Here is a 26,629-nt window from a genome sequence, read left to right as displayed (position 1 = left end):
TTTCAAAATTTTTTCAAAAAAGGAAAGCGCCCGGATAAAAGAGAGAACGGCGGCGCATTTTCCCCTCCAAAAAGCTGGGAAACGCACGGAAACGCTTTGTCCCGGGCGCACCCTAAAAAAACTTAACTTGGGGTTGCCCTGAAAGGCGAAATTTGGTATAATATCCGCAAAGAGCCGCGGATATTATATATCTAACTTTGTCCCGGCCAGTTTGCGCTGTGCGCAACGGCCGATGGACATATTATACCAACGCACGTTCCGCGCTTATGGTATAATAAACAAACTGTAGGCTTTATCCATACCGACTGCCTGAAAAGGAGAAAAAACATGCTGGTAAAACTGCTTGCTTATACGCCGGAGCCGGAAAAGACTGTTGCCTGCGCGGCAAAGCTCTGCTACGCCGCTTCGGATATCGACACCCTGTACGACGGTCTGACGGAGGAAAAAACCTCGGCGTTTCTGGACCATCTTTCCGCCATCGGGCACGAGAGCCCCATCGAACACGCCAGCTTCACCTTTGGCATTGAGGGCGTTTCCCGTTCCCTGCTGGCGCAGATCACCCGCCACAGGCTGGCGTCCTTCAGCGTCCAGAGCCAGCGCTATGTAAAAGAAAATTCTTTTGCTTTTGTGCTGCCGCCGGAGATCGAAGCGGTGCCGGAAGCAAAAGCGGAATTTTTGCGGGCGATGGAGGAGGACCAGAAGCATTATGAAAGCCTGGCGGCGATTTTGACCGCCCATCATGAAAAGGAGCTTTTAGCCCAGGGGGAAGACGAGAAGTCCGCCCGGCGCAAGGCGGAAAAGAAAGCCATTGAGGACGCCCGCTTTGTCCTGCCCAATGCCTGCTGCACCAAAATGATCTGCACCATGAACGCCCGCTCCCTGATGAATTTCTTTACCCTGCGCTGCTGCAACCGGGCGCAGTGGGAAATTCGGGAGCTTGCCACCCAAATGCTCCGCGAGGTCAAGGCGGTTGCGCCCCACCTGTTCCAGAACGCCGGACCCGGCTGCGTCCGCGGCGGGTGCCCCGAGGGCAGTATGTCCTGCGGGAAAGCGACAGAGATGCGGGAAAAATTCAAAGCAATGTAAATGATTCAAACAAACGGAAAAACGAGTATCGGAGGGCACCATGGGGTTACTGGTATTGGAGGGGCTGGACGGCAGCGGGAAAGGCACACAGTCTGAGCTGCTGCTGCGGGAGCTGGAGGCTCGTCCCGGCGGGGCGAGAAAGGTCACCTTCCCGGATTACAGTTCGCCGTCCTCCGCACTTGTAAAAATGTATCTGAGCGGGGAGTTCGGCTCCGACCCCCAGGCGGTGAACGCCTATGCCGCCAGCGCCTTTTACGCGGTGGACAGGTTCGCAAGCTATGAAAAGGATTGGAAAACGGACTACCTGAACGGCGTTACCATTCTGGCGGACAGATACGCCACCTCCAACTATATTTACCAGATGGGCAAGCTTCCCCGGGAAAAATGGGAAGACTACCTCTCCTGGGTGGAAGATTTAGAGTACGGTAAGCTGGGGCTGCCGAAGCCGGATCAGGTCATATTCCTGGATATGCCCATCGAGGTGTCCCAAAAGCTGCTTTCCCAGCGGTACCATGGGGACGAGCAGAAAAAGGACATTCACGAAAATCATCTGGATTTCCTGCGCACCTGCGCGGAATGCGCCGCGTTTGCGGGAAAGCGGCTGGGCTGGGCAGTGATCCCCTGTGCCGAAGAAGGCGTGCCCCTGCCCATCCAGAAGATCCATCAAAAGGTACTACAGGCGATAGAAGAAAAGAGGAGATAGTTTCATGATAGCGGTACTGCTTGCAAATGGATTTGAGGAAGTGGAAGCCCTTGCCCCGGTGGATATGATGCGCCGCGCCGGGCTGACTGTGAAAATGCTGGGCGTAGACGGCGAATCGGTCACCGGGTCCCACGGGATCACGGTCAAAGCCGATGGAAAAATTGAGGAGCTTGACATGGAAACGGTAGACGCCATGGTATTGCCGGGCGGTTTGCCGGGAACGCTGAATTTGGAGCAGTCCCCCGCGGTGCAGGCGCTGCTGACCCATTGCGTGGAGCGCGGAAAACTGGTCGCCGCTATCTGCGCCGCGCCGTCCATTCTGGCGCACCGCGGTCTGCTGGAAAACAGGGTCGCCACCGCGTTCCCGAATTTCCAGAAGGATCTGGTGGAGGGCGGCGCGCGCCTGGGAGAAGCCTATGTCTGTGAGGACGGGAACTTCATTACCGCCCGGGGCATGGGCGTGGCAACGCAGTTTGGCTTAAAGCTGGTGGAACGCCTCGTTTCGCCGGAAAAGGCGGCGGACATTCAAGCAGGGATCCAGTGGGAGCAGTAAGCGAAAAGGCGCGGCTGCGCCGAAGCCTTCTGGAGCGGCGGAAGAAACTTTCCCACCGGGAGCAGAAGGATCAAAAAATACTGGAAGCGGCGCTGTCCTTTCCATTGTACCGCGGCGCGGAAACCGTTTTGCTCTACCTCAGCACGCCGCAGGAGGTGGATACCCACCGGCTGCTGGAAGCGGCGCTGGGAGAGGGGAAAAAGGTATTCGCCCCGGTGCCGTCGGCAGATGGGACCATGGCGTTCCATCAGGTTTTCCGGCTGGAGGACCTGCGCCCCGGGCGGTTCGGCATTTTAGAGCCGCCGGGATCGGCGCCTGTGTTTTCAGCGCAAGCGCAAAACCTAAACGGGAAAGCCCTGTGCTTTGTGCCAGGAGCGGCGTTTGACAGGCGCGGCCACCGGCTGGGCTATGGAAAGGGCTACTATGACAGGTTTTTAGCAGAAGCTCCTGTGATAAGCGTGGGCTTGTGCTATGAAGAACTGGTTCTGCCCCGGCTGCCGGCGGAGGAATTTGACCAGCCGGTAGACTTTTTGACGACAGAGCGGGGCTGCCGTAAAATGGAACATTCCCACAGTAATGTGTACATGCGGATATATGACGATAGAAATGAGAAAGGAAGAGGTGATTGCAGTGAACGAAACACCCAATCAGAACCGAAAGGATTTGACAGCGCCCGGTAAGCCCCGCGCGACCGGGGATTTCAAGGTGAATATCGACGAAAGAGATCTGGCGACGGGCTCGTTTGATCCCGCCCAGTACACGGAAAGCCGCCCCGTTCGCAGCGACTCCGCTTCCGGCACCGCCTATTATGCTTCCGATAAGGAGCGCAAGGCGGAAAAGAAAGCCCACAAAAAGCGGGATAAGCTGAAGGCGCGGAAGAATAAGCGGGTGTTTTCCCTGGTGTGGCTGTGCATGGTGCTGCTGCTGGGCTTTACGCTGGCGTCTTATCTGATCGGCGGCTCCAATGATTTCTTTGCCGTAGGGCGCAACGAGGGTTCTACGGAAGTAACGATCCCCGAAAAGCTGGACGCCGATTCCCTGGCAGAGCTTTTGTACCAGCGGGGCGCGATCAGCAAGCCGGAGTTTTTCTCCCTGTACTGCAAGGTCACCGTGGACGAGGACGAGTGGAAATATTTTGAGCCCGGTGTGTACCGCGTGGACACCAACATGGACTACCAGGGGCTGATTACGGTCCTGCAGGGCGGCAATGAAAGCCGGGAGGAGGTGCGCGTTACCTTCCCCGAGGGCAGCAATATTCTGGAAATTGCCCAGATTTTGGAGGATAACGAGGTCTGCACCAGAGCTGATTTCCTGGAAGCGGTCAACACGCTGGACTTTACCAATTACGACATTATCGCCCAATTGGGGGACACCTCCGGCAAGTATTACAAGCTGGAAGGCTACCTGTTCCCCGATACCTATGATTTCTATAAGGGGGAAGAGCTGGTCTCCGTCATCGGCAAAATGCTGAATAACTTCCAGACCAGAATTTCCGACGCCACCCTGAGCCTGATCCAGCAGTCCGGCTATACCATGGATCAGATCATTACCCTTGCCTCCATCATACAGGGGGAGGCCGCCAATGACAGCGATATGTTCAACGTTTCCGCCGTGCTCCACAACCGCTTGAGCTTCGGCGCGGATTACGGCATTTACCAGCTGCAGTGCGACTCTACCAGCTGCTATCCCTATAAGAACCCCCAGGCGGTGCCGGCGGAGGGGGCGCTTTCCTACGGAAATTACGACACGTATCAAATTGAAGGCCTGCCTGCCGGGGCGATCTGCAATCCCGGTATGGACGCCATCATGGCGGCATTGAAGCCCAACAGGGACGGCGACGCGTCTTCTTACCTGTATTTCTGCCACGCGGCAGACGGCACGGCGTATTACGCCACCAACGAGGACGACCACTGGTACAACCGGGAGCTGGCAGGTCTGAACAATTAAGCGAAGCAATGGCGCTCGACAGGTCGTCGGGCGCCGAACCATATATTATTGGAAAAAGGGGGAATGGAAATGGGGCTGACGGATTTGGAGCTGCTGGCTCCGGCAGGGGACATGGAGCGGCTCGTTTCCGCCGTAAAATACGGCGCCGACGCCGTATATCTGGCTGGGAAAAGCTTTGGCATGCGGGCTGCCCCTCAGAATTTCGGCGAGCAGGAGCTGCGGGAGGCAGTATCCTATTGCCATGAAAATAATGTCAAGGTCTATGTGACCTGCAATACTCTCCCAAGAAACGGCGAGCTGGCGGAGCTGCCGGATTTTCTCACCTATTGCGGGGAGATCGGCGTGGACGCGTTCATCATTTCCGATCTGGGTGTGTTGCAGCTGGCGAAAAAATACGCTCCACAGGTAGAGCGCCACGTGTCTACCCAAACGGGTATCGTCAACTACGCCGCCGCTAACGCCTGCTATGAGCTGGGCGCCAGCCGGGTGGTGCTGGCAAGGGAAGTGCCTTTACAGGAGATCCGGGGGATCCGGGACAATACACCGGGGGAGCTGGAGCTGGAAGCCTTTGTTCACGGGGCGATGTGCGTTTCCTTTTCCGGGCGGTGCCTGCTGTCCAACTACATGACAGGCAGGGACGCCAATCGCGGGCAGTGCGCCCAGCCCTGCCGCTGGGAATATTTCCTCACGGAAAAGGAGCGCCCGGACAGGCACTTTACCATATTGCAGGAGGAGCAGGGAACGTATATCTTCAATTCCAACGACCTGCGCATGATAGAACATATCCCGGAAATGGCGGCGGCAGGCGTTACCAGCCTGAAGATCGAGGGCAGGGCAAAATCCGCCTATTATGTGGCAAGCGTGACCTCCGCCTACCGGCAGGCAATCGACTTTTTCCGGGCAAACCCCGGCAAGCCCCTGCCGCCGGAAATATTGGAGGAAACGGAAAAAATCAGCCACCGCACCTATTCCCACGGCTTCTACTTCGGCGGCGAGCCGGGGCAGACCCCCGACCGCAGCCAGTACATCAGAAAATATGAGCTGGCGGCGGTCTGCGAGGGCAGGCAGGGAGAGTATGTAAAGCTTCGGCAGCGCAACCGCTTTTTCCGGGGAGAGACCGCCGATATCCTGCAGCCCGGCAAGCGTGCCTTCACCGCGCCGTTGGGAGAACTGTTCAATGAGGACTGGGAGCCTATCGAAGCTGCTCCCCACGCGGAAATGGCAGTCTATTGGAAAACCGATGTTCAGGTGGAAGAGGGCGCGTTCCTGCGCATTCGCCGGGACAGGGAGGTATCGCTTTGAAAATGGAGCGATGGGAAAGCAAATGACTGAATTCTGGAAAGTCCCTGTTGGGGGCTTTCTTTTTTTCGGAAAAACGTCTGTTTTACAGCGGACCGGCATATTTTTCTAATGGGAAAGCCGGATAGACCGGTTTTTCGGAAAAGAAAGGATGGTTCCCGTGAAGAAAAAACTTTTCCTGCTTCTCTGCCTGCTGCTGGCGGTTATGATGATGTTTCCCGCTTTGCCCGTTCACGGCGAAACAGAAGCGGACACAGAATTGCCAGGGGGCACGGAGTTGCCCCTTACCGCCCCCTCGGCAGTGCTGATGGAAGCGTCCACCGGGCGGGTGCTGTTCGAGAAAAATTCCCATGAGGTGCGCCCCTGCGCGTCCATTACAAAGGTCATGACCCTGTGCCTGACCTTCGACGCCATCGAGGCGGGTCAGCTTTCCCTGACGGATACCCTGACCGCTTCCGCCCACGCCGCTTCCATGGGCGGCTCGGACATCTGGCTGAAAGAAGGGGAGGCCATGACGGTGGACGATCTGATAAAGGCCACCGTTATCATGAGCGCCAACGACGCCGCCGTGGTGCTGGCGGAGAACGTGGCAGGCAGCGAGGAAGCCTTTGTCCGGCAGATGAACGAAAAGGCGCAGGAGCTGGGCATGACGGACACCGTGTTCAAAAACTGCAACGGCTTAGACGAGGAAGGGCACCTGACCAGCGCCCACGACGTTGCGCTGATGAGCCGGGAGCTTATCACCCACCCGAAGATTTTCGACTACACCCTGACGTGGATCGACTATGTGCGGGACGGGGCGACACAGCTGGTGAACACCAACAAGCTGATCCGCTCCTATAACGGGATCACCGGGCTGAAAACCGGCACCACCTCTCAGGCTGGCAGCTGCATTACCGCCACGGCGGAGAGGGATTCGCTGGCGCTGATCTCCGTGGTCCTGGGCGCGGACAGCACCGACCACCGTTTCCAGGACGCCGCCGCGCTGCTGGATTACGGCTTTGCCGGGTGGTCCGTGGTGGTGCCGGAGGCTCCCGCGCTGGAAAATGTGGCAGTTTCCGGCGGCATGGAGGAGACCGTCCCCGCGCAGATCGGCGAAATGCCGAAGATACTCACCAGGGCTGCCGAGCGCGGCAAGGTGGAGGAAAAGATAGAATGGCTGCCGGAGCTGACCGCCCCGATCCAAAAGGGGGACGTTATCGGCAAGGTGACCTACACGATAAACGGGGAGCCCGCCGCCCAAACCGATATCACCGCCGGCGCGGACGTTCCCGAAATCACCTTTTCCGCCGCTTTCCAGTATCTGCTGCACAGCTTTTTTACCATGTGAATTTTTACCCTGTAAAAACGAAAATAAAATCTCCCGTCGCCCCGCTTGTCGGCAGGGCGGCGGTTTTGCGTTCCCGGCTGGCTTGCCGCTCTTTTCAACATTTTTTCTCTCTGCCCACACCGCTTTCCGCGCTGTGCTTTTCCCGGAATCCGGCAGGCTCGTATTGACTATCCGCGGCAGAGGAAGTATACTTTGAAAAAAGAAAAAGGGAGTGGGGAAAATGAATATTGCCTTGTATGTATTGACCTGCGCGGTCAGCGCGCTGTTTGGGCTGCTATCCCTGGTGGCTGCGGTGAGCCAGTGGAGGACGCAGAAGCAGAAGGTCCCCGCGGGGATCATGGGCTTCGGCAGCGTACTGCTGCTTGCCGCGGTGGTTTGCTCCCTGTGCAGGGTGCAGCTTGACTGGCTTCTCGCCCTTGCGGGGTGCGCGCTCATCTGCGGCACTGCCGTTTATAATGGCGTTTCCGCAAAAAATGTCCACGTGCCGCACCATATCATTCGGGTCGGGCTTTCCGCGCTGCTGGTCGTGGGATTTTTGCTGCTGTGAGCGGCGAAAAATTTCCGGGAAAACCGCCCTGCGCAAAAATGACGGAAAAATGAAAGAAACAGGGCTTGACAATCCGAAAAGAGAGGGATATAATAACCTTTGTTGTATTGTAGCAATATGACGCAGAAGACCCCTGCCTTACGGCGGATGGGAGGGATATACAATGGCTGAAATTCGGATCAAAGAGAATGAATCTCTGGACAGCGCTCTTCGCCGCTTCAAAAAGCAGTGCGCCAGAGCTGGTGTCATTCAGGAGGTTCGCAAGAGAGAAGCTTATGAAAAGCCTTCTGTCAAGCGGAAAAAGAAATCAGAAGCAGCTCGCAAGCGCAAGTACAAGTAATTGCTGCTCACAATACCTCTTGGAAGCGGGCTGTTGCCCGCTTTTTTGTTCTCAAAAAGCGAAAGCTCCTCTGCAAAAAGCGGGGCTGCGACCCTTTTCTAAAACAGGAAGCAGCGGTTTCCGCAGGACAGGGACGGCAGGAGAATCAAGGATATGGCAATTTTTCGACCGACCGCTATGAAGCGGGGGCTTACCGACCTGACCCCGGAATTTTTGTCCGGGCTGGGCGTGAAGGCGCTGCTGTTAGACGTGGACAACACAGTGGCTTCCTATACCTCGCACGAGCCCATTCCCGGCGCGGTGGAGTGGGCGCACCGCATGGTAGACGCGGGGTTCCGGGTGCTGGTGGTCTCCAACAATTTCAAAAAGCGGGTGCAGCCCTTTGCCGCCCGGTTCGGGCTGGACTGTATCAGCTTTGCCATGAAGCCTTTGCCCTTCGGCTACCTGAAGGCGCGCAGGCTGCTCAGGATGAAATGCCCGGAATGCGCCATTATCGGCGACCAGATATTCACCGATGTAATCGGGGCAAACCTCTGCGGCATGAAATCCGTGCTGCTGACGCCCATCGAGGAAGAGGAAGGCGTTACGTTTCGGGTGCGCAGGCATTTTGAAAAAGGGCTGCGGGAAAAATATCGAAACAGGAGAGATGTTTTATGAGCAAAAATCCGATAGAACGCTTGCAGGACGCTTTGCTCCGGGGCGACCCGCAAAAGGCGGCGCTGGTATTTTCCGAGCGGAACCGCCGGTATTTTACCCGGTTCCCCGCTACGGACGGCGCGCTGCTGGTCACGGCGGAGCAGGCGTATCTGCTGATGGACTTCCGCTATGAGGAAGCCGCCCGGTACAAGGCGGAATTTTGTAAAGTCGTCGGCTTTCAAAATTTGTACCAGAAGCTGGGCGAGCTGCTGCAAAAGCACGGGACCCGGCAGGTCTATCTGGAGATGGACAGGCTTTCCGTGGCGCAGGCGAAGCTTTTCCAGAAGAGCTTTGCGGAGATCGGCGTGGAAGCTGTTCTGGACGAGTCCCTCGACCATGTGATCCGGCAGCAGCGCATGATAAAATCTCCCGAGGAAGTGAAGAAGATCGAAGCTTCCCAGGAGATCACCGACGCGGCGTTCCAGCACATTCTGCCTTTTATCAAAGAGGGCGTTACCGAGCGGGAGCTGGCGCTGGAGATCGAATTTTTCATGCGGAAGAACGGCGCGGACAACGTGGCGTTCGAGCTGATCGTGGCTGCGGGTAAAAACGGTTCCCAGTGCCACGCGGTGCCGTCGGACAACCAGGTGCACCGGGGCGATTTCGTCACCATGGACACCGGCGCTTTATTGGACGGCTATCATTCCGACATGACCCGCACCGTGGCGCTGGGCAAGGTTTCCGAGGAGCAGCGCCGGGTATATGAAACGGTGCTGCGGGCGCAGCTGGCGGTCATCGACGGCGTGAAGCCCGGAATGCCCTGCCGCGATGTGGATAAGATCGCAAGGGACATCATCGAGAAGGACTATCCCGGCACCTTTGGACACGGGCTGGGGCATGGGGTCGGCTTTGAGATACACGAAGCGCCCCGGTTCGCTTCTCACGACAGCACCCTCTGCGCGGAGGGCATGGTCATCACGGACGAGCCGGGCATCTATGTGCCCGCCAAATACGGCGTGCGCATTGAGGATATGCTGCTCATCACGGCGGACGGCTGCCGCAGCCTGACCAAATCTCCCAAGGAGCTTTTAGAGCTGTAAAAAAGCTCTGCTGCGTGAATTTTTCCGCGAAATCCCTTATTTTTCCGTAATCTGCGTATTTTATCTTGAAATTGCAGGAAAAATAGGGTAAAATTCATAGTAAGAATAATATTGGAGGTCATTTTTATGGTAACCGCAGGCGATTTTAGAAACGGCGTTACATTTGAAATGGACGGCGGTGTGTATTCCATCATCGAGTTCCAGCACGTAAAGCCGGGCAAGGGCGCCGCCTTTGTACGCACGAAGATCCGCAATGTCATTTCCGGGGCTGTGACGGAAAAAACCTTTAACCCCAACGATAAATTCCCCACCGCTTATATCGAGCGCCGGGACATGGAATATCTGTACAGCGATGGCGACCTGTACTATTTCATGGACAATGAGACCTATGAGCAGACCCCGATCAACAGCAGCGTGCTGACCGACAACTTCAAGTTCGTCAAGGAAAACATGGGGTGCAAGGTGCTGTCCTACAAGGGCAATGTGTTTGGCGTGGAGCCTCCCAACTTTGTGGAGCTGGAGGTCGTGAAGACCGAGCCCGGCGTCAAGGGCGATACCGCCACCAATACCCTGAAGCCCGCCACTTTGGAGACCGGGGCGGAGATCCGCGTTCCCCTGTTCATCAATGAGGGCGAGAAGATCCGCGTGGACACCCGTACCGGCGAGTACATGGAGCGTGCGTAAACAATATCTGTGGTCTCAGACCCAAAAGGAGAAAGACAATGACTAATTCTGAACGTGCTTCTTATATCCGTGGCTTGATGGAAGGGCTGGAGCTTGATCCCAAGGCAAAGGAGACAAAGGTGCTTAATGCCATGATAGAGCTGCTGGACGACCTGTGCCTGTCCGTGGAGGAGCTGGAAGACGGCTTCGACCTGCTTTCCGAGCAGGTGGACGAGATCGACGAGGACCTGGGCAACGTGGAAGAGGATTTCTACGGGCTGGAGGAAGATGAGTGCGGCTGCGGTCATCATCATGGCGACTTTGAGGACGCCGAATTTGAAGTGACCTGCCCCAGCTGCGGCGACACCATTCAGCTCACCGATGAAATGCTGGAAGAGGGCAGCATTACCTGCCCCGGCTGCGGTGAAACGCTGGAATTCGACTTTGACGATGAAGACGAATGCGGCTGCGACCATTGCCACAGCGAGGAAAAAGAGTAAGCTTTACACACAGAAACGCCGAAGCGGTATATTCCGCTCCGGCGTTTTTTGCGTGTGTGATGTTTTGCGGAAATTTGGTCTGCTGTCAGCCCCGGTCCCTGGAATGCTTCCAAATCAGCTGCTGTACCTCCGCAGCCTCCTCCATGGTGTTTATTCCACCGATCATCATGTGCAGCCCGCGGCAGCTGAGGTTGTCCAGCAGCTTTTCCACCTCGTTCGCCTGGGGGAACAACATCAGGCTTTTCCCAGCCTTCTGTATCTTTTGCAGCTGGGGGATAAAGTCGGAGGTGGGGGGCTGGCTGACCACAGGGACCCACTGGATCGCGCGGAGCCTTTTCAGGGAGAGCAGGGAATCCAGATGGCGTATCTGCTCCTGCCCGTCCAGATGGTAGATGGGATAGTCCAGAAATTCCGTCATTTCCTCCAGCTCCGGCATGATAAACTCCCGGAACATCTCGTTGGAGATCATCACGCTCAGGTCGCACTGCATTTGCGCGCAGCGGCTGGGCGCCCACAGGTGCATCCAGGAAAGGATCGACCCTTCGTTGTTTTCCTGAACCAGCTCAAACAACTCGTTTTGGGTCTGCTTGTAAATGGGCATCAGCTTTTGAATGCCCTCCATGACAAAGTCCGGGTCGGTCACCATGTCCATCATCAGGTTTTCACCGCCCCGCATGGCGGACAGCGCGTCGGCAATGCCGCAGTTGTCCGTGACGGAAACGGGATAGTCGCCGCCGGACAGCTCGATGAGCTTTGCGATGGCGTCCTTTTGGCGCTGGAAGGCTTCCGGCTTGCAGTAGCTGATCCGGCTGGCGTCCGGCTCGTCCAGACATGGCTCGAACCAGGTGGTCCGCGGCGTGTAGACCGCTTCGCTGCCGGCGTATTCCGCAATGCCTGAGGTGCCGAAATAGGGGAACACGCTGGGGATCGCTTCCCACAGGTATTCGTGCCCCGCAAAGCGCTTTCGGTGTATGGCGTCTCCCTTTTCCACGTCAAAATAGTAGTTGACCACGTCGGGGTCGGGGTCGGTATATCCCGGCTTCGGCACGATGATACCGGCGCAGCAGCGGTCCGTTGCCTCGCGGTCCCAAAAGGCGGCCATGCGTTCCTTGATCTCGTTCCAATGGTCCGTGTACAGCATGATACAGTACCTCCATTTCAAAATTTGACTTTTTTTCAGGTGGGGTTTATGATGAAATCACAACAGCAAGGTGTTGTGATTCTGGAAAAGGTCTGAGTAAAAGAAAGCCTGCGTCTTTCTTCGAAAAACACCTTTCTTTTCTCGTGAACTCGAAAAGCACCGACCTTTTCAAAGCAATTATGAAATTAAAAATACGCTTTCAAAGCAGCAGGGGGAAACAGATGGAACGGATTACGGAGCTTTTGGATCTGCAAAAGGACTTCCCCTTTGTGGTGTGGCAGGGCAGGGGTTTTACCCGGCAGGAGGAAACTGCCGGAAAGGTGTACCTGCACAACCACCATGGGCTGGAGATCAACTATTGCCTGGAGGGGAAGGGACAGTATGTGATCGGCGAGAACAGCTATCCCATCGAGCCGGGCGACGTGTTTATCATCAACAATATGGAATATCACAGGGCTGTCAATGAAGACGGCAGGCTGAAGCTGCTGGTGATCGTATTCGACGCGGAGCTGGTGCTTTCCAGCAGCGGGGATTACAGCTATATCCGCGCCTTTTACGAGTGGAAGCCCAGCTTCCGCCATCGGCTTTCCGGGCAGGAATTTGTCACGGAAGGTATCAGGACCCTGTTGGAGGAAATGTCTCAGGAATGGGAAAATCAGGATTCGGGCTACCGTCTGGTATTGAAAGCCGACCTGATGAAGCTGCTGGCGCTGATCTACCGGCGCTTTGAGCAGGCGGAGGGCTATGGGGAGCAGATACTGCTGTTCCAAAACGGCAGGAACCGGCTGGCGGCGGCGCTGAGCCTGATGGAAAATCACTTTCAGGAGGAGCTGAGCCTTGCCGAGCTGGCAAAGTCGGTGCATATGAACCCCAACTATTTTTCAGGGCAGTTTTCCTCTTTGATGGGCTGCACGGTATCGGAATACCTGGTTCGCCGCAGGCTGGAGCACGCGGCACTGCTGCTGGTGACTACAGCCCGGGACATCGCTTTTGTCGCCATGGAATCCGGCTTTCGGAACGTATCCTATTTCAACCGCGCTTTTCGGAAACATTTTGGCGTTACGCCGGGGGAATATCGAAAAGGAAAAACCGTGATCTTACAGGAGCACCCATAGCCTTGGGGCGGCGGCTGGGTTCTTAAGCCTGTTTCCAGTATAGCAGGGAGCAGGACGGATTTCTTCGCCTGATTTCCCGCTTTCTTGCACTATTTTCACATTTCAGGGAACAGATTGCGAAACGAGCCGCCTAAAAGAAGAAACAGCGTTCCGGGAGAAGCGGGGGAAAACAACGGGCAAGGGTGGAAAAAGAAAACTGTTTCGCCATGATTTGCGGCGAAACAGTTCCGAATGCGGCGAAACGAAAAATGGAAAGCAAACGAAGCGTTTGTTTGGACAGGGAAGCGGTCAAGCTTTAGAATACCGCTTGACCGCTTCCCCGATCTCCTTTGGGGTGATCTCCCGAGGGAGGGAGCCCACAAACTCGGTCCCATACCATGTGGCGTAGCCGTCCCAGGTGTAAGAATCCGGGTCGCGCCCGGAATTGTACAGCTCTTTCGTCGCCCTGGCTGTAAACTGGTAACGGTCATTTGTGCCTGCCGCTAAATGGAGCCGAATGTCAGGGCGCATGCCAAGCTTCCAGTTGTGGTCGCCGTGGGACTCCTTTTCAAAAAGCTCAAAAAGGTCCTGGATAAAATCCTCATCGCAAACGATGGGCTGAAGGTAACCCAGAATGGTATAGGCGCATTCTTCCTCAAAGCTCATTCCGCTCACCGTGATTGACACGCCCGCGCCGTATTCGTACTTGCACGAAACGGCAGAGAGAGGGTATTCCCTGCGGACATTCTGTTCAAACTCCCGGAGCTGGGGAAGCCGCAAAGGACGGTATAAGGTACACCCGGACAGGCTGGCTGCTAAAAAGCACATCAGCAGGACAACGCAAGCTGCCCGGGATACGGTCCCTGCTTTTTTGCGGCTCATGGAAACTTCCTCCCTGATGGCGCGATCCAGCCTTTCTTGAAGAAGCGGGTAAGGCATGGAAAACGCCTTTTCTTAAAATAAAGTATATCATGGAGGGAAATATCCTGCAAGAGCACCGAGGAAAAAAGAGGGTATCCTATGGAAATCTTTGACAGCTGGAATGCCGTACCCGGTTCCAATTCAGGCGGCGCGGGACAGGCGCGGTGCTTTACAGCTGGGCCGGGTGCGTTTTTTTACAGCAGCTTTATTTGACACAGCCTTCTGCCGGCTCCGGCTTTTCCTTCTCCGCTTTTTCGCCGGCGGCGTTCCACAGGCGCTCCGCCTCAGGTTTCCAGCAATCGGCGTAGGAGATACATTTGTCGCACAGGTGGTCCACACTTTCCGGGGACTGCAGATCGGTGGAGTGGGCGCCGGTCTCCTTTACCATCTTCCGCAAAAGCTCCGGGTTTTCCAGCATGGGGCAGGGGCGCAGATGGTTCTCATTAAAGGGCTGGTTGTCATGGTAAGCCATAAAGATCGGGGAGCGCAGGCAGTCCAGCAGGGACGTTTCCCGGATATTGCAGTTGGAATAATGAATAAATACGCAGGGGTCCACATCCCCGTTGGCGTTGATGTGCAGATACCGCCGTCCGCCGGCAATGCAGCCGCCCACAAATTCGCCGTCGTTTTGAAAATCCATGGCGAAAATTGGTTTGGTAGAGCGGATCTCCCGAATGCGGCGGTACATGGTTTCCCGTTGTTGAGGATCGGGAAGCAGGGCGGGAACTGCGTCGTTGCCCACGGGCATATAGTGGAAATACCAGATGAATTTCGCGCCCCATTCCACCAGCTTATCCATAAAGGCGTCAGAGCTGATGGAGTCTAGGTTCTGGCTGGTGTAGCAGGCGGAAATGCCGAAAGGCAGCCGCTTTGCTTTCAAAATGGACATGGCGCGGAGCACCTTCTGGTAGACGCCGTCCCCCCGGCGCCCGTCGGTAGCTTCCTCAAAGCCCTCCAAGCTGATGGCGGGGATAAAATTCCTGACCCGCAGCATCTCATCGGCAAAAGCTTCGTCGATAAGCGTAGCGTTGGTAAAGCAGAGGAACTGGCAGTCGTTATGCTTTTCGCACAGAGCGATCAGGTCATTTTTCCGTACCAGAGGTTCACCGCCGGTATAGATGTACAAATAGGTTCCCAGCTCCTTGCCCTGACAGATGATGGAATCGATCTCGTCAAAGGAAAGGTTCAGCTTGTTGCCGTATTCCGCCGCCCAGCACCCGGTGCAGTGCAGGTTGCAGGCGCTGGTGGGGTCCAGAAGGACTGCCCAGGGAATATTGCAGCCGTATTTTTCCCGCATTTGCTCCTGCCGGGGCCAGCCGATGATATTGGCGTTGAGGAAGAAATCCTCAAAGGTGGTCTTGAGGACCTCCCTGTCCACGTCCCGGAACAGGTTCATGATCAGGCGGTACATGTTGTTTTCCGGGTCCTCGATCACGGAGCGGACCACGGCGCGCTGTACAGGGAAGCTCTCAGGACCGTCCCCAGCCAGCTTGTCTACCCAGTCCATCAGCTTCGGCAGATTTTTTTCGGGGTCCTTTTCGATGTAGCCAAAGGCAGTTTTCAGCCCGAGTGCGGTCAGTTTTTTGGGGATCATGGGAATTTTTCTCCTTCGTAAGTAAAATGAGTTTTGCAGGTCCGCTTCTGCGGATACGGTTCGTTAGATGGCGTGGTATTCTTTCAGGAGCTTTTCAATATCCGTCCCCGCAGTTTCCTTCAGCAGCTCCTTTAACGCGATGCGCTCTTTGAGACCCAGCTCCATCTCGGTGATAGGCTTGCCGTCCCGCAGCTTCACGGTAGCGTCCAGAAGATCGCGCACATCGTAGGTGCTGCCCCATACCTCGGGTACGCCGCGGTCCACCTGCAAAAGGGTGTAGACAGCCTCCATGCCGGAACGCATGGAATACTCCGTAGTGAAGATCGTGTCCCGGGGAATTTCGGCAAACTGACCCAGGAAAGCAAGGTTTACAGAGCCGTCAGGCACTACCTTGGGGCGGTCGGTATCGGTACGGGGCATAAAGAAAGCGTCAATGTAAGGCATCATTACCGGCACGGTGTTGGCGCTGTGCTCTGCCAGCTCTTCGATCTGGTTCTCAGGCACGCCGATGTGATAAAGCCACTCCATGCAGATCTCCTTGCCTGTGCAGTTCCTCATAGGCTTCTTTACATAGTCGCCGGGCTTGTCGGTGAAGAGGGAATAGACCCAGACAAGGCAGTGCCCTTCAGGCTGGTCCCGGAACTGGGGCTGCCGGTTAATGGTCCAGCTCATGAGCCAGCTGGAATCCCTGACAGTGACGATGCCGCCGGTAACTACCCCGCCGGAGAAGGGGTCCCTTTTGCAGATGTTTTTGATGTAGGGGATGATGCGCTGATCCAGAGTTTCCACAGTGGCGCTCATCCAGTTGGTCTGTTCGGGGTCGGAGCAGAACTTGTCCGGATTGCCAAAAGCCGGGTCCTGGGCGGCTATTTTCCGCCACATGTCCCAGCCGCCGCCGGGACGGATCTCCGTGTCGTAAGGGGCAGGGGTGTTCTGATCGCCCATGGTGGAGTTCTCTACGCAGCCGCCGTTTGTGATAAATACCAGATCGTCTTCCGTGAGGTCAATCGACTCTTTCTGCCCCTCCCGCAGTAATTCGATGCGGCGGGCTGTTTTTTTACCATCAGCGCAGTCAATGTGAACATTTTCCACTTTCACGTTGTAGTGGAACTGGACATGGTGCTCCTCCAGATACTTTATCATAGGCAGGATCATGGATTCGTACTGATTGTATTTGGTAAAGCGGAGCGCGGTAAAATCGGGCAGACCGCCGATGTGGTGGATATATCTCTTGATGTAGCGTTTCATTTCCAAAGCGCTCTGCCAGTTCTGGAAGGCAAACATGGTGCGCCAGTAAAGCCAGAAGTTGGACTGAAAGACCTCATCGTCAAAATAGTCTTCGATCTTTTTGTCGAACAGCTCTTCATCAGGCGTAAAGAATAGCCGCATAATCTCCAGCGCAGCCTTGTCGGACACGCCGAATTTCTTGTCGGTATGAGCGTCCTGCCCCTGCTTTTCCGTAGCTCTGCACAGGGAGAAGTTAGGGTCCTTCTTGTTCAGCCAGTAGTATTCGTCCAGAACGCTGACGCCCTCTGTCTCGATGGACGGGATCGAGCGGAACAGGTCCCACATGACCTCGAAATGGTTATCCATTTCCCTGCCGCCCCGCATGACGTAACCGGCTTGTTCAAACCGCCAGCCATCACAGGCGCCTCCGGGAAGGGCGTCTTTTTCAATGATGTGGATATGCTCGCCCTTCATCTGGGCGTCCCGCACCAGATAGCAGGCAGCCGTCAGGGCGGCGAGCCCCGTGCCGATGATATAGGCGGATTTGTGGTCTACCCCCTCCGGCTTGACAGGGCGGGCGAATGCTTCATAATTTCCGCTGGAATAATACATTGAAAAACCTCCAAAAGTGTATTTTGTCTTTCACACCTTCAGAATACGACCGTTTTCCCCCAAAAACAATTTACAGCTCCGCTCTGGTGAATAAAAACTTTTCACCAGAGCGAAGCTGTAAGATTTTTTATCAAAGGTAGAAATTTGTCAGGATTTTTTTGTTTCCATGCGTTTGCAGGCGGAAGCGATGTTTCCCTGCACAACAAGAGAAAGCCGATCGACCAGCGCCACAGGATCGTCCTTCATATTGCCCCGGATCCAGTCCAGCATCAGACCCACAAAAGCATATTTGTAAACATGGGCGATAAATTCCTTGTCCGACTGATGGATCGAAAAGCCCTTCGACTGTTCCTCCACCACGCCGATCAAAAGGTCATACGTCACCTTGTACAGATAATTTTCGATCTGCTCACGGCTGACCGAATGATAAACATTCATGATAAAGGGCTTATTTTTCTGCACGGTTCGGAAAATCTGTAAAGCGCCCTCCTGCCAGGTATCGTAGGTCTTTTTTCCCTGCAGGGCTTTTCGGGCTTCTTCCTCGCAGGTCCATTCCACCAGTTCAAAGATATCCTGAAAATGGTAGTAAAAAGTCATGCGGCTGACGCCGCAATTCTCAGTGATATCATTTACGGTGACCTTATTCAACGGTTTCTGCCCCAAAAGCTGCTTGAGGGATTCCCCCAGCGCCCGCTTGGTGATTTGTGACATAACCTCCACTGCCTTTCCTCACCTGTGGATTTTTCTCATTTTACCTGAAAAACAGCTTTTCGTCAAGCTGGCAAAGCCGGTGGGGAAGGGAACGCCGCAGCTTTTTTATTCCCAGCCAATCGTGTTCCTCACCTGCGGAAAAAGCGCTTGTTTCTTATCTTTTTTCAACTGGCACGGATCGCCGGAACTCATGGGGGAAGGTCGGATACAAGCAGAAACTTTCGTGAAAAAATATTGCAAAAATCCCTCTTGTACAAAAAATAATATTTTCTGCACATACTGCTGACACACAGGAGAAGTACAATAAAAGAAGTTTCACAGAGAAAGGAGTATCATCATGAAACAAAAACAGCACATTCTGTCGGAAAAGCAGCTCGAACGGTACACCGTGTATCTGAGGCAGCAGGAGCGGGCGGAAAGCACGGTGCGGAAATACTTGCATGACCTGCGTGATCTGGAACAGTATGCGGACGGGAAGCCGCTGACCCGGGAGCGGGTACTCGCGTGGAAGGAGGAGCTGCAGCGGGACAAGCGGGCTTCCACGGTAAATTCCATGCTGGCGGCTGCAAACGGATTTTTTACCTTTATGGGCTGGCAGGAACTCTGCCTGCGATTTTTGAAGGTACAAAAAGCTCTGTTCCGGGAAGAAAGCCGGGAACTGACCCGCGGGGAATATTTTTCACTGGTAAGAGAAGCGCAGAAGGAAGGGAACTACAAATTGTCCCTTGCCATGCAGACCATCTGCGCCACAGGAATCAGAGTATCGGAACTGCAATATATTACAGTGGAGGTGGTGGCGGCAGGACGGGCGGTGATCCGCAACAAGGGAAAGCTGCGCACTGTATTTTTGCCGGAGTCGCTGCGAAAGCTGCTGCAAAATTATCTTCGGGCGCAAAAAATCACCGCCGGAGCGGTGTTCGTTACCAAATCGGGAAAGCCCCTGGACAGGGCGAATATCTGGCGGAGCATGAAGCTGCTCTGCGAGAAAGCGGAGGTCCCGTCGGAAAAGGTGTTCCCCCACAACCTGCGGCACCTGTTCGCCAGGACGTATTACACAGCGGAAAAAGACCTGGTGCGGCTGGCGGATATCCTGGGGCACTCCAACGTAAATACGACCCGGATCTACACGGCGGAAAGCAATACAGATTACGCGAAACGCATGGAAAAATTGGATCTGATTGCAACATAATTTGCATTTTGTCGTACAATTACATACGGTAAATTATAGCACAGGAACATAGGTTTTGCAAGACATTTCTTGAATTTCCCCTTGTTACAAACAAGGCAATTTTTGGGTTCTGCCATTTTTCTTAAACCAGGAAAGCGATAGGAATTTTCCCCCCAAATACGTTTCGATTACAACAGAATGCAAATTATGTTGTAATTCGTTTGGGAGGGAGTTTTTATGCAAAAAAGCGGAAAAAAAGTGTGGATTCGTCGGGCTTTGTCCGGCATGATGATTCTGTCCCTCTGTATTAGCTTATTCGGCATGCTGCCTATGATTTCCGCCGCAGCATACAGCACGGGAAACGATTCTGTTTCAGAGTTCTCGGCCTCCTGCGACGGCTCCGCACTGAATCTGTCCTTGAAGGGCAGGACGCATTATTCCGACAATCTGAGTGTGGTGCTGCGCGCTGCGGACGGCAGCACGGAGACATATCAGCTGATTATCAGTGACAGCATTCAGTTCACACAGAACCGGACCCCGGTCAGCGGCTCCACAGGAAGCATAGAGCGGGACAATTCCGCGGAGGGAAACTGGGGAGAAGTATATACGGGCACGGTCAGCGTTCCGCTGAGCGCCCTGCCTTTTGAAAGCTTTTCCCTGGAATTTTTAGGCATTTCCATTTCTGCCGCGGAGCTGGGTCTGCCGGAAGAGCCTGTGGAAAGTGAGCCGGAGGCGTCCGGCGTGGAAAGCCAGCCCGAAAGCTCCGGCACAGAACAGGACCCGTCCTCCAGCCCGGAAAGCAAGCCGGAGGACCCCACCGCAGGGCGGACTCCGAATACCGGCGGCCGTATCGTGGTGGACGGCGACGCTTCCGATTGGAAAAATGTGACTGCCCTTACTCTTCCCGGAGGCAGCGACCAGGGGATTCGGGTGGACTCCCTGAAAACGGCTGTGGATACTGAGGGAAATGTGTACCTCTGCCTGGAGGGTATGGCGAACCAGTACAGCCTGCCGAACGCAGGCTGGATCATGCTGAATATCACGCAGAACGGGGTCACCCAACCCGTTTCTTTGAACCAGCTGCTCGAAGCGGGCGGACAACTGCAGACCGGCGGTCAGGTAGGGGATACCGAGGGCGCTGTCTGTGTTGAGGTGAGTATCCCTGCAGGGTATTTCACTGACGGGAATTTTGCCATCAGCTACCAAAACGTCAATGTTTCCGCCGCGGATATGGCGGTGATGGACGGTGTGCCTGTCAGCGAGGAAGAGCCGGTGTACAACGGTATCGTCATCGACGGAAGCTTTGCCGACTGGGACGCCGTAACAAAATACCCCGGCAACGATCCCAAGGGCAATTTGAAGTCTGCTTCGGCTGTGTTTGATGGAGATTGGGTCTATCTGTACTTTGAAGAGTCCCAAAACGGCAATGCTTCCGCGGCGGGAAGCCACGGCAACGGCAAGTATTTCATCAAAACCGATCTGGGCTATGAGCTTCTGGTGCAGCTGAACCCGGACGGCACGGTGAGCTGCCCTGCGGAAAACGCTTCATGCAGGCATGTGGGCACTCAGTGGGAGGTTGCCATTCCCGCCTCCGCGCTGCCCGCTTATCAAAATACCTTTGATTTTGGGCTGTATCTGCATGACCCCATCGTTACCGGCGTGGCGAACCTGAACGGGCAGGGCAGCGGCGGCACCTTTGAAGGAATCACATACGACGGGCTGTACGGCGACTGGACGTACTATCCCCATACCACCATTGAGTACAACACGGCGGGCACGGGAGAGACCATCACGGACGCTACCGGGGCGCTGTATGTCAGCGGCTCCTCTCTGTACGGTCATGTAAAAACCAACATGGAGACGCATTTGGCGGACGGGGGCGGCGAACTGAGCAAGGCGTTCACCGTCAGGTTCAATGTCAATGAAAGCACGGAGCTGCACGTTCGTCTTGTTTCCGTGGGGACGGACGGCTCCATCGACTATCTCACCAGCACCGAAGGGCTGCCTGCCGGTACATATGAATTTTATATGGTTGACGAGCGGGACAGCCAGGACCTGGGAAACATCAACAATTCCGACAACCCCTGGTATGACCAGCTTGCGCCCTATGGAAAAATGATGATCACCGTCTCCGACACAATGGACGAGGGCGAGTTTGTGATAGATCTGGAAAAGGTCGCAAAGCGGCTTGGTCTTTCTTCCAGCGAGCTGAAGACAATTGCCGCCCGGTTTGGCAGACTGGGAGACAAATGGATCACCATTTCCGGCACGCCTACCGGGGCATGGCTGGGTGTGCTGCTGTGTATCGTTTTTGTGCTGGGCGTGGCGTTGTTCCGCAGACAGAAAAAGAACAGGCCGGAAGCATGAGCGTATTCTTTTATCTTCTTGCAATCGGTATTTGGCTGGCGCTGCTGACCGTTACGAAAAGGGCTGAGCTTCACGCGTGGCACTTTCTGATAGGCAGCGCCGGGCTGTTTATCCTGCTGATGGTGGTTGTCCGCCCGGTAGCGACCCAACCCCTGGCGCAGGTCGTTTCCGCCTTGGTAGGGGCGGTTGGAAAACTGACAGGGCAATTCTCAGCATATTTCAAATATGGCATCATTTTTCTCTCTACCCACGGGGAGTCCCTCACCCTGCAAATCGACTTTGAGTGCTCTGGCATTATCGAAATAGCCGCTTTTGAAAGCCTGCTGTGCTTTTTCAACGTGTACAGCAGTCTGGAAAAGCTGCTGCTTGCGATCATCGGGTTCTGCTATATCATGCTTGCCAATGCGTTCCGCATTCTGGTGATCTGTTTTGCCGTGTGCATTTTCGGACCGGGGGCATATTACGTCGTCCATGCCATCGTAGGGAGGATATTATTCTATATTCTCAGCATCTATCTGTATTTTTACATTTTTACCAAGCCGCAGGTCGTGAGAATGAAAGTTGGGAGCTTTGTCTATGCCCATCCTAAAGAGAATCCTTAATTCTTTTATTTTCTGGGGCGCATGGATCATCGTCTCAGTCATTATGGAAATTATCCCGGCGCTGGGAAGCATCGGTTTGCTGATAAAGCGCCGCTTTCAAAACCGCAAGCCCTATGAGCGTCCTGTCATTGACCCGGAGATATCGGTCATTATCCCGGTGTATAACTCGGCGGAAACGCTGTTTTCCTGTATCCAGTCCATTGCGGAAAGCACCTATTCCACAGAGAGCATTCGGGTGTTTTTAGTCAATAACGGCGGCAGTGACAACAGCTTTTCGGTGTTTGCCGACTGCCAGAAGACGTTTCCCGATTTGAGAATGCAGTGGCTCAACGCCGAGCAGGGAAAGTCCCGCGCTATGAATCTGGCGCTCTATAACAGCAGCGGGAAGTACATCATCAATCTGGACAGCGACGGGCGTTTGGAAAAAAACGCCCTTGCCAATTTAGTCGCCAAATTTGAAGCGAATCCCGACCTGAACTGTATGACGGGGGCGATCCTGACCGAGCCGGAAAAAATCAGGGCGGGGAAGCTGGGCTTTTTGAGGCTGATCCGCAATCTGGAATTTATGGAGTATGCTCAGGCGTTCCTTGCGGGGCGCAGCTACGCCTCGGAAACGGATTCCGTTTATACCCTGTCAGGCGCGTTTTCGGCGTTCCGCAAGTCTGCGGTGCTGAACTCCTGGCTGTACAACACCGACACCATCTGCGAGGACACCCACATCACCTTCCAGATGCGCTACCGCCAGGGGGAGCGGGTGGAGATCTGCGAAAACGCCATTTATTTTACCGACCCTATCGAAAGCATGGATAAGCTGTATACTCAGCGGCAGCGGTGGCAGAGGGGCAGCCTGGAAGTGGCGCAGATGTTCCTGAACAAAAACTTCCGGGTCTCCAGGCTGGGAAAGGACGTAAACGTCAGGACCCTGCTGTTTGACCACACCTTTGCGCTTCCCAGAATGATATGGTATCTTGCCATGATCTGCCTGGTGTTCATGAATTATTCCGGGCAGACCATTCTGTACGCCATGGGCGTAATTTTTCTGCTGTACATTCTGATCGGATTTTTCTACTTCTTTTCCGTGCTGGCTTTCCTGAAGCTGGGCGCCCCCGAGCGGAAGTATTATGCAAAGCACTGGTGGTGCATTTTTTTACTGCCCTTTTTCAACATTCTGGTGTTCTTTATCCGCATGGCAGGCATTATCAACAGCATTTCCACGGACAGTTCCTGGAGGACGCGGACATTTTCCGAGGAATGGGAGGCTTTCTGCGCCACTGCCAAAAAGCTGTGCAGGAAGCCGCTGGAGGTCTTGGGAAAATTCCGCGGGCTGGTAAACCGAAAACTGCCGGAGAAGTATGACGAGCCGGAGCAGCCTGCAAAGGAGGAGCCGGGGAAACGGGAATGCGCGCCCTGCTCTGTGGGCTGGTATATCGGCACGGGGGTCCTCTGGACGCTGTCGGCGCTGCTGTGCGTGGCGGTGTATTGGTCGCGAAAGACCTTTGGCGTGGAGATCAACGAGATATGGAACACCCTCAAGGGCGGCACGGAGGGCACGGGCGCAGGAATGGTCACGGAGATCCTGACCGGGCTGGTGCTTCCCGTGGCGGTCGCCTTGGGCTGCTGGGTCGCTTTCTGCATAACGGACCGCTTCTTTGCCCGTAAGTTCCGGCGCGGTCAGGGATACCGAAGCTTTCACACGGTGATCCTTTACAGCGCCGCGGCGCTGCTGTTTTTGAGCGTGGTCTATGCCAACGCGTCTTACGGATTGCTGGACTATTTTGAATTGCAGGGCAGCAGGACCACGCTTTACGAGGAACAGTATGTTTCCCCCGGGAACGTGGCGATCACCTCCTCCGGCAAGACAAAGAACCTGATCGCCATTTACGTGGAAAGCTTGGAAACCACCTATGCGTCTGTGGAGGCAGGCGGGCGCCAGCAGGAGAATTTCATTCCCAGGCTGACGGCGCTGGCACAGGAGAACCTCAGCTTTGGGGACACTCCCGGCTTGGGCGGCTTCCACTGCACCCAGGGGACGAACTGGACCATGGCGGCGCTGTTTGCCAGTACCAGCGGCGTGCCCTATGCGCTGCCGGGTACAGAACGGAACTATGGCAGCGATGAGAGTTTTCTGCCGGGAATCGTCACTTTGGGAGACGTGCTGGAGGAAAAGGGGTACGCGCAAGAATTTATCTGCGGTTCTCCGGGGGCTTTTGCCGGACGTTCCAATTATTTCCGGGAGCATGGCAGCTATGAGATATTCGATTTGTTTTCCGCCAGGGAAAAGGGGTATGTTCCCGAAAATTATTATCACAGCTGGGGTATCGAGGACAAGGTCCTGTTCGATATTGCCAGAGAGGAGCTTACCGATCTGGCAAGCGGCGGGGAGCCCTTCAATTTCACCCTGCTGACGGTGGACCTGCACGCCCCGGACGGCTATCTCTGCGACTGGTGCGAGGACAAATATTCCAATGTCACCGCCAATGTGGCAGGCTGCACCGACAGGCTGGTGGCAGATTTTGTGGATTGGTGCAGGACCCAGAGCTTCTACAGGGACAGCGTGATCGTCATTGTAGGCGACCACCCCCGAATGGACGGCAATCTGGTGGACGGCGCGGAGTATTACGACAGAACGGTGTACGACTGCATTTTGAACAGCGATACCGCCTGTGAAGCCGATGTAAAGGATCGAACCTTTACCACCATGGATCTGTTTCCCACAACCCTTGCCGCCATGGGCTTTGAGATAGAAGGGAACCGGCTTGGGCTGGGGACGAACCTGTTCTCCACGGAAAAGACGCTGGCGGAGAAAAAAGGCTTTGACTGGCTCAACAGCGAGGTGCTGAAGACCTCGGAATATTATACCAACGTTTTTGTACAGCAGCCGGTGCAGGGCGGTACGGGAAAGGAGGCGGCAAAATGAAGCAGAAAGAAAAACAGGAGCTTGCGCATAAAGCTCTGGAGCGGCCTGTTCGCAGGAAGCCTGTCGCGTTGATTGCGGCGATGCTGTCTGTTTTGGTTTCTGTTTTTGCCGCAGCCCTCGTCTGGGCAGAGCTGGAGCATTATGAAAGCGGTGTGCTGGACGTATGCGCCACGCAGCAGGACGCTTACGTGCAGCTGGTGCTGGATCAGATCAACCTGAAAGAAAACCGCAGCGATGAGGAGATCATCACCGGGATATTAAGCAGCCTGGACGCTTCCTCCAACAAATACTGGACATTCTCCAGGGAGCAGGCAATGCTGTTCGTCAAGGACGTATTGGAGACCAACAAGTACAAGGGCTTTACAACGGCGACCTATTATTCGTCGGAAAGCGCCCAGGCTTTTTTGCAGTCTTTGCAGGTCAACCGGGTCGTCCACGGGGAGATCGAAATAAACGGGAGCGAATATATCGCTTCCGGCGTGGCGTTCCAGTACCGCGGCGAGGCTTATCGTATCTGCCTGTTGACCAACTGCCGCGTGCTGCTGGATAACAACAGCTTTCTGGAAGCAAAGGTGGGCTTGTGTATTACGGCGGCTGCTTTGCTGGTCCTGCTCTGTATCACGACGCTGGGCATGGCGCTTTCTATCCAGAAGCTGATGGCGGAGCGGGAAAGCCAGAAGCAGCTGGTGGAGAGGCTGAATAGAAGCCTTGTCTCCCTGAACGAGCGCCTGTCCGATCAGGATATCCACAACGCCCGGACCAACCTGTGGAAGCGGGAAGCCCTTCCTGGATTTCTGGAAAAGCTGATAAAGCGCAAGGCGTTCCCCTTTACTGTGGTGAAGCTGGGCTTCCCCGACAGCCAGGGGAAAGACGCGGTGCTGCTGCTTTCCCAGCATTTGATGGACAAAAGCGTGCTGAAATTTGAATGGGGCGGCAGGGCTCTGGTGCTGGTGTTCATTCAGGCGGAGCCAGCCGCTGTGGAGCGCGATATCGCCCCGTTACTTACGCCGTTGGGAACAGAGGTGCTCTACCGCCGCCAGGTGGAAAAGGCTGAGGAAGAGTTTGCGCAGAAGATCATGGGGGAATTGCAGGGGGACGAAGAATGAGTATCCGGCTGTACAGGGAATATCAAATCAAATTTTATCTGAATGCCCGGCACTATATCATTGTGAACGGCCGCAAGGGAGAAGCCCATTCCCATACATGGGAGTTTGCCCTTACTATCAAGTTCGGGCGCACGTCCTTTGTGGAATTTAACGTGTTTGAAAAGGGGATTTCCGACTACCTGAGCCAGTATCAGAACACCGTTTTGAATGAGCAGCCGCCCTTTGACGGTATTTTGCCTACGCTGGAAAACATGGTGGATTACTTCTCCGACGAGTTCTATCGTATCATTCACGATATCGGCGGCGTACTGACAAGAATAGAAGGCAGCGAAACGCCGACCAGAAGCTATATTCTGAACCTGACCGGGGACGAGGAGCATGCCAGGCGTTCGGAAGATGTGGAAGCCTCCATTCTGTCCGACGTGATGGACGCAGTGCTGGATGAAATTGTCGAGGAGCGGTGAG

Annotated in this window: 25 protein-coding genes; 20 read left to right on the top strand and 5 right to left on the bottom strand. The window is 55.0% G+C overall.

Annotation, left to right across the window (positions count from 1 at the left end; translation table 11 throughout):
- The first annotated feature begins 327 nt into the window (after positions 1–327).
- The 13 genes from thyX to AB8996_RS07745 all read left to right on the top strand — a co-directional run bounded on the left by thyX (position 328) and on the right by AB8996_RS07745 (position 10,704).
- Positions 328–1,086 (top strand): FAD-dependent thymidylate synthase, encoded by a 759-nt coding sequence (gene thyX / locus AB8996_RS07805; protein ID WP_369298415.1) that lies wholly within the window; start codon positions 328–330, stop codon positions 1,084–1,086.
- A 40-nt stretch (positions 1,087–1,126) separates the two neighbouring features.
- Positions 1,127–1,789 (top strand): dTMP kinase, encoded by a 663-nt coding sequence (locus AB8996_RS07800; protein WP_369298414.1) that lies wholly within the window; start codon positions 1,127–1,129, stop codon positions 1,787–1,789.
- Between the two features lie 4 nt (positions 1,790–1,793).
- Positions 1,794–2,342, top strand: coding sequence for a DJ-1 family glyoxalase III (locus AB8996_RS07795; RefSeq protein WP_369298413.1), 549 nt, complete (start codon positions 1,794–1,796; stop codon positions 2,340–2,342).
- Complete coding sequence (locus AB8996_RS07790) at positions 2,330–3,022, top strand: 5-formyltetrahydrofolate cyclo-ligase (RefSeq protein WP_369298412.1); 693 nt, start codon at positions 2,330–2,332, stop codon at positions 3,020–3,022. Before AB8996_RS07795 ends, AB8996_RS07790 begins: the two co-directional genes overlap by 13 nt.
- Positions 2,973–4,289 (top strand): endolytic transglycosylase MltG, encoded by a 1,317-nt coding sequence (gene mltG, locus AB8996_RS07785; protein ID WP_369298411.1) that lies wholly within the window; start codon positions 2,973–2,975, stop codon positions 4,287–4,289. Before AB8996_RS07790 ends, mltG begins: the two co-directional genes overlap by 50 nt.
- Before the next feature lie 69 nt (positions 4,290–4,358).
- Positions 4,359–5,591: a U32 family peptidase gene (locus tag AB8996_RS07780; protein ID WP_369298410.1), complete on the top strand. Its 1,233-nt coding sequence runs from the start codon at positions 4,359–4,361 to the stop codon at positions 5,589–5,591.
- Positions 5,592–5,748: 157 nt separating this feature from the next.
- On the top strand, positions 5,749–6,918 hold the full coding sequence (locus AB8996_RS07775; protein ID WP_369298409.1) for a D-alanyl-D-alanine carboxypeptidase family protein: 1,170 nt from the start codon (positions 5,749–5,751) through the stop codon (positions 6,916–6,918).
- A gap of 220 nt (positions 6,919–7,138) precedes the next feature.
- The gene (locus AB8996_RS07770; protein WP_369298408.1) at positions 7,139–7,465 is read left to right on the top strand and encodes a hypothetical protein; all 327 of its coding nucleotides are present in this window, start codon (positions 7,139–7,141) and stop codon (positions 7,463–7,465) included.
- Positions 7,466–7,628: 163 nt separating this feature from the next.
- Positions 7,629–7,805, top strand: coding sequence for a 30S ribosomal protein S21 (gene rpsU / locus AB8996_RS07765; protein WP_369298407.1), 177 nt, complete (start codon positions 7,629–7,631; stop codon positions 7,803–7,805).
- A gap of 153 nt (positions 7,806–7,958) precedes the next feature.
- On the top strand, positions 7,959–8,462 hold the full coding sequence (locus tag AB8996_RS07760) for a YqeG family HAD IIIA-type phosphatase (protein ID WP_369298406.1): 504 nt from the start codon (positions 7,959–7,961) through the stop codon (positions 8,460–8,462).
- Positions 8,459–9,541: a M24 family metallopeptidase gene (locus AB8996_RS07755; RefSeq protein WP_369298405.1), complete on the top strand. Its 1,083-nt coding sequence runs from the start codon at positions 8,459–8,461 to the stop codon at positions 9,539–9,541. The genes AB8996_RS07760 and AB8996_RS07755 overlap by 4 nt, the downstream gene beginning before the upstream one ends.
- A gap of 126 nt (positions 9,542–9,667) precedes the next feature.
- The gene (gene efp / locus AB8996_RS07750) at positions 9,668–10,225 is read left to right on the top strand and encodes an elongation factor P (RefSeq protein ID WP_369298404.1); all 558 of its coding nucleotides are present in this window, start codon (positions 9,668–9,670) and stop codon (positions 10,223–10,225) included.
- Between the two features lie 38 nt (positions 10,226–10,263).
- Positions 10,264–10,704 (top strand): CD1247 N-terminal domain-containing protein, encoded by a 441-nt coding sequence (locus AB8996_RS07745; RefSeq protein ID WP_369298403.1) that lies wholly within the window; start codon positions 10,264–10,266, stop codon positions 10,702–10,704.
- Positions 10,705–10,789: 85 nt separating this feature from the next.
- Here the strand turns inward: AB8996_RS07745 and AB8996_RS07740 are convergent, their stop codons facing one another.
- On the bottom strand, positions 10,790–11,845 hold the full coding sequence (locus AB8996_RS07740) for a hypothetical protein (RefSeq protein WP_369298402.1): 1,056 nt from the start codon (positions 11,843–11,845) through the stop codon (positions 10,790–10,792).
- A 221-nt stretch (positions 11,846–12,066) separates the two neighbouring features.
- On the opposite strand from AB8996_RS07740, the gene AB8996_RS07735 reads away from it, so the two are divergent.
- Positions 12,067–12,960: a helix-turn-helix domain-containing protein gene (locus tag AB8996_RS07735; protein WP_369298401.1), complete on the top strand. Its 894-nt coding sequence runs from the start codon at positions 12,067–12,069 to the stop codon at positions 12,958–12,960.
- A 288-nt stretch (positions 12,961–13,248) separates the two neighbouring features.
- Here the strand turns inward: AB8996_RS07735 and AB8996_RS07730 are convergent, their stop codons facing one another.
- The 4 genes from AB8996_RS07730 to AB8996_RS07715 all read right to left on the bottom strand — a co-directional run bounded on the left by AB8996_RS07730 (position 13,249) and on the right by AB8996_RS07715 (position 18,004).
- Complete coding sequence (locus AB8996_RS07730) at positions 13,249–13,821, bottom strand: hypothetical protein (protein WP_369298400.1); 573 nt, start codon at positions 13,819–13,821, stop codon at positions 13,249–13,251.
- Between the two features lie 244 nt (positions 13,822–14,065).
- Entirely contained in the window at positions 14,066–15,454 is a 1,389-nt protein-coding gene (locus tag AB8996_RS07725) for a radical SAM protein (protein ID WP_369298399.1), read from the bottom strand.
- 63 nt (positions 15,455–15,517) lie between these two features.
- Entirely contained in the window at positions 15,518–17,293 is a 1,776-nt protein-coding gene (locus tag AB8996_RS07720; RefSeq protein WP_369298398.1) for an oleate hydratase, read from the bottom strand.
- Positions 17,294–17,440: 147 nt separating this feature from the next.
- Positions 17,441–18,004 carry a TetR/AcrR family transcriptional regulator gene (locus AB8996_RS07715; protein WP_369298397.1) on the bottom strand — a complete coding sequence of 188 codons (564 nt, stop codon included), beginning with the start codon at positions 18,002–18,004 and terminating at the stop codon, positions 17,441–17,443.
- Between the two features lie 337 nt (positions 18,005–18,341).
- Between AB8996_RS07715 and AB8996_RS07710 the strand changes: the two genes are divergently transcribed.
- The 6 genes from AB8996_RS07710 (at position 18,342) to AB8996_RS07685 (ending at position 26,628) form a co-directional block, all read left to right on the top strand.
- Positions 18,342–19,193 (top strand): tyrosine-type recombinase/integrase, encoded by an 852-nt coding sequence (locus tag AB8996_RS07710; protein WP_369298396.1) that lies wholly within the window; start codon positions 18,342–18,344, stop codon positions 19,191–19,193.
- A 237-nt stretch (positions 19,194–19,430) separates the two neighbouring features.
- Positions 19,431–21,539: a Firmicu-CTERM sorting domain-containing protein gene (locus tag AB8996_RS07705; RefSeq protein ID WP_369298395.1), complete on the top strand. Its 2,109-nt coding sequence runs from the start codon at positions 19,431–19,433 to the stop codon at positions 21,537–21,539.
- Positions 21,536–22,141, top strand: a complete 606-nt coding sequence (gene xrtG, locus AB8996_RS07700) for an exosortase family protein XrtG (protein ID WP_369298394.1) — start codon at positions 21,536–21,538, stop codon at positions 22,139–22,141. The genes AB8996_RS07705 and xrtG overlap by 4 nt, the downstream gene beginning before the upstream one ends.
- Positions 22,116–25,058: a TIGR03111 family XrtG-associated glycosyltransferase gene (locus AB8996_RS07695; RefSeq protein WP_369298393.1), complete on the top strand. Its 2,943-nt coding sequence runs from the start codon at positions 22,116–22,118 to the stop codon at positions 25,056–25,058. The genes xrtG and AB8996_RS07695 overlap by 26 nt, the downstream gene beginning before the upstream one ends.
- Positions 25,055–26,164 carry a hypothetical protein gene (locus tag AB8996_RS07690; RefSeq protein WP_369298392.1) on the top strand — a complete coding sequence of 370 codons (1,110 nt, stop codon included), beginning with the start codon at positions 25,055–25,057 and terminating at the stop codon, positions 26,162–26,164. Before AB8996_RS07695 ends, AB8996_RS07690 begins: the two co-directional genes overlap by 4 nt.
- On the top strand, positions 26,161–26,628 hold the full coding sequence (locus tag AB8996_RS07685) for a 6-carboxytetrahydropterin synthase (protein WP_369298391.1): 468 nt from the start codon (positions 26,161–26,163) through the stop codon (positions 26,626–26,628). Before AB8996_RS07690 ends, AB8996_RS07685 begins: the two co-directional genes overlap by 4 nt.
- Position 26,629 lies beyond the last annotated feature (1 nt).

The organism is uncultured Neglectibacter sp. (assembly GCA_937958185.1).
In the GTDB taxonomy this organism is placed as follows: domain Bacteria; phylum Bacillota; class Clostridia; order Oscillospirales; family Acutalibacteraceae; genus Acutalibacter.
This window is presented reverse-complemented; position numbering and strand designations above follow the sequence as displayed.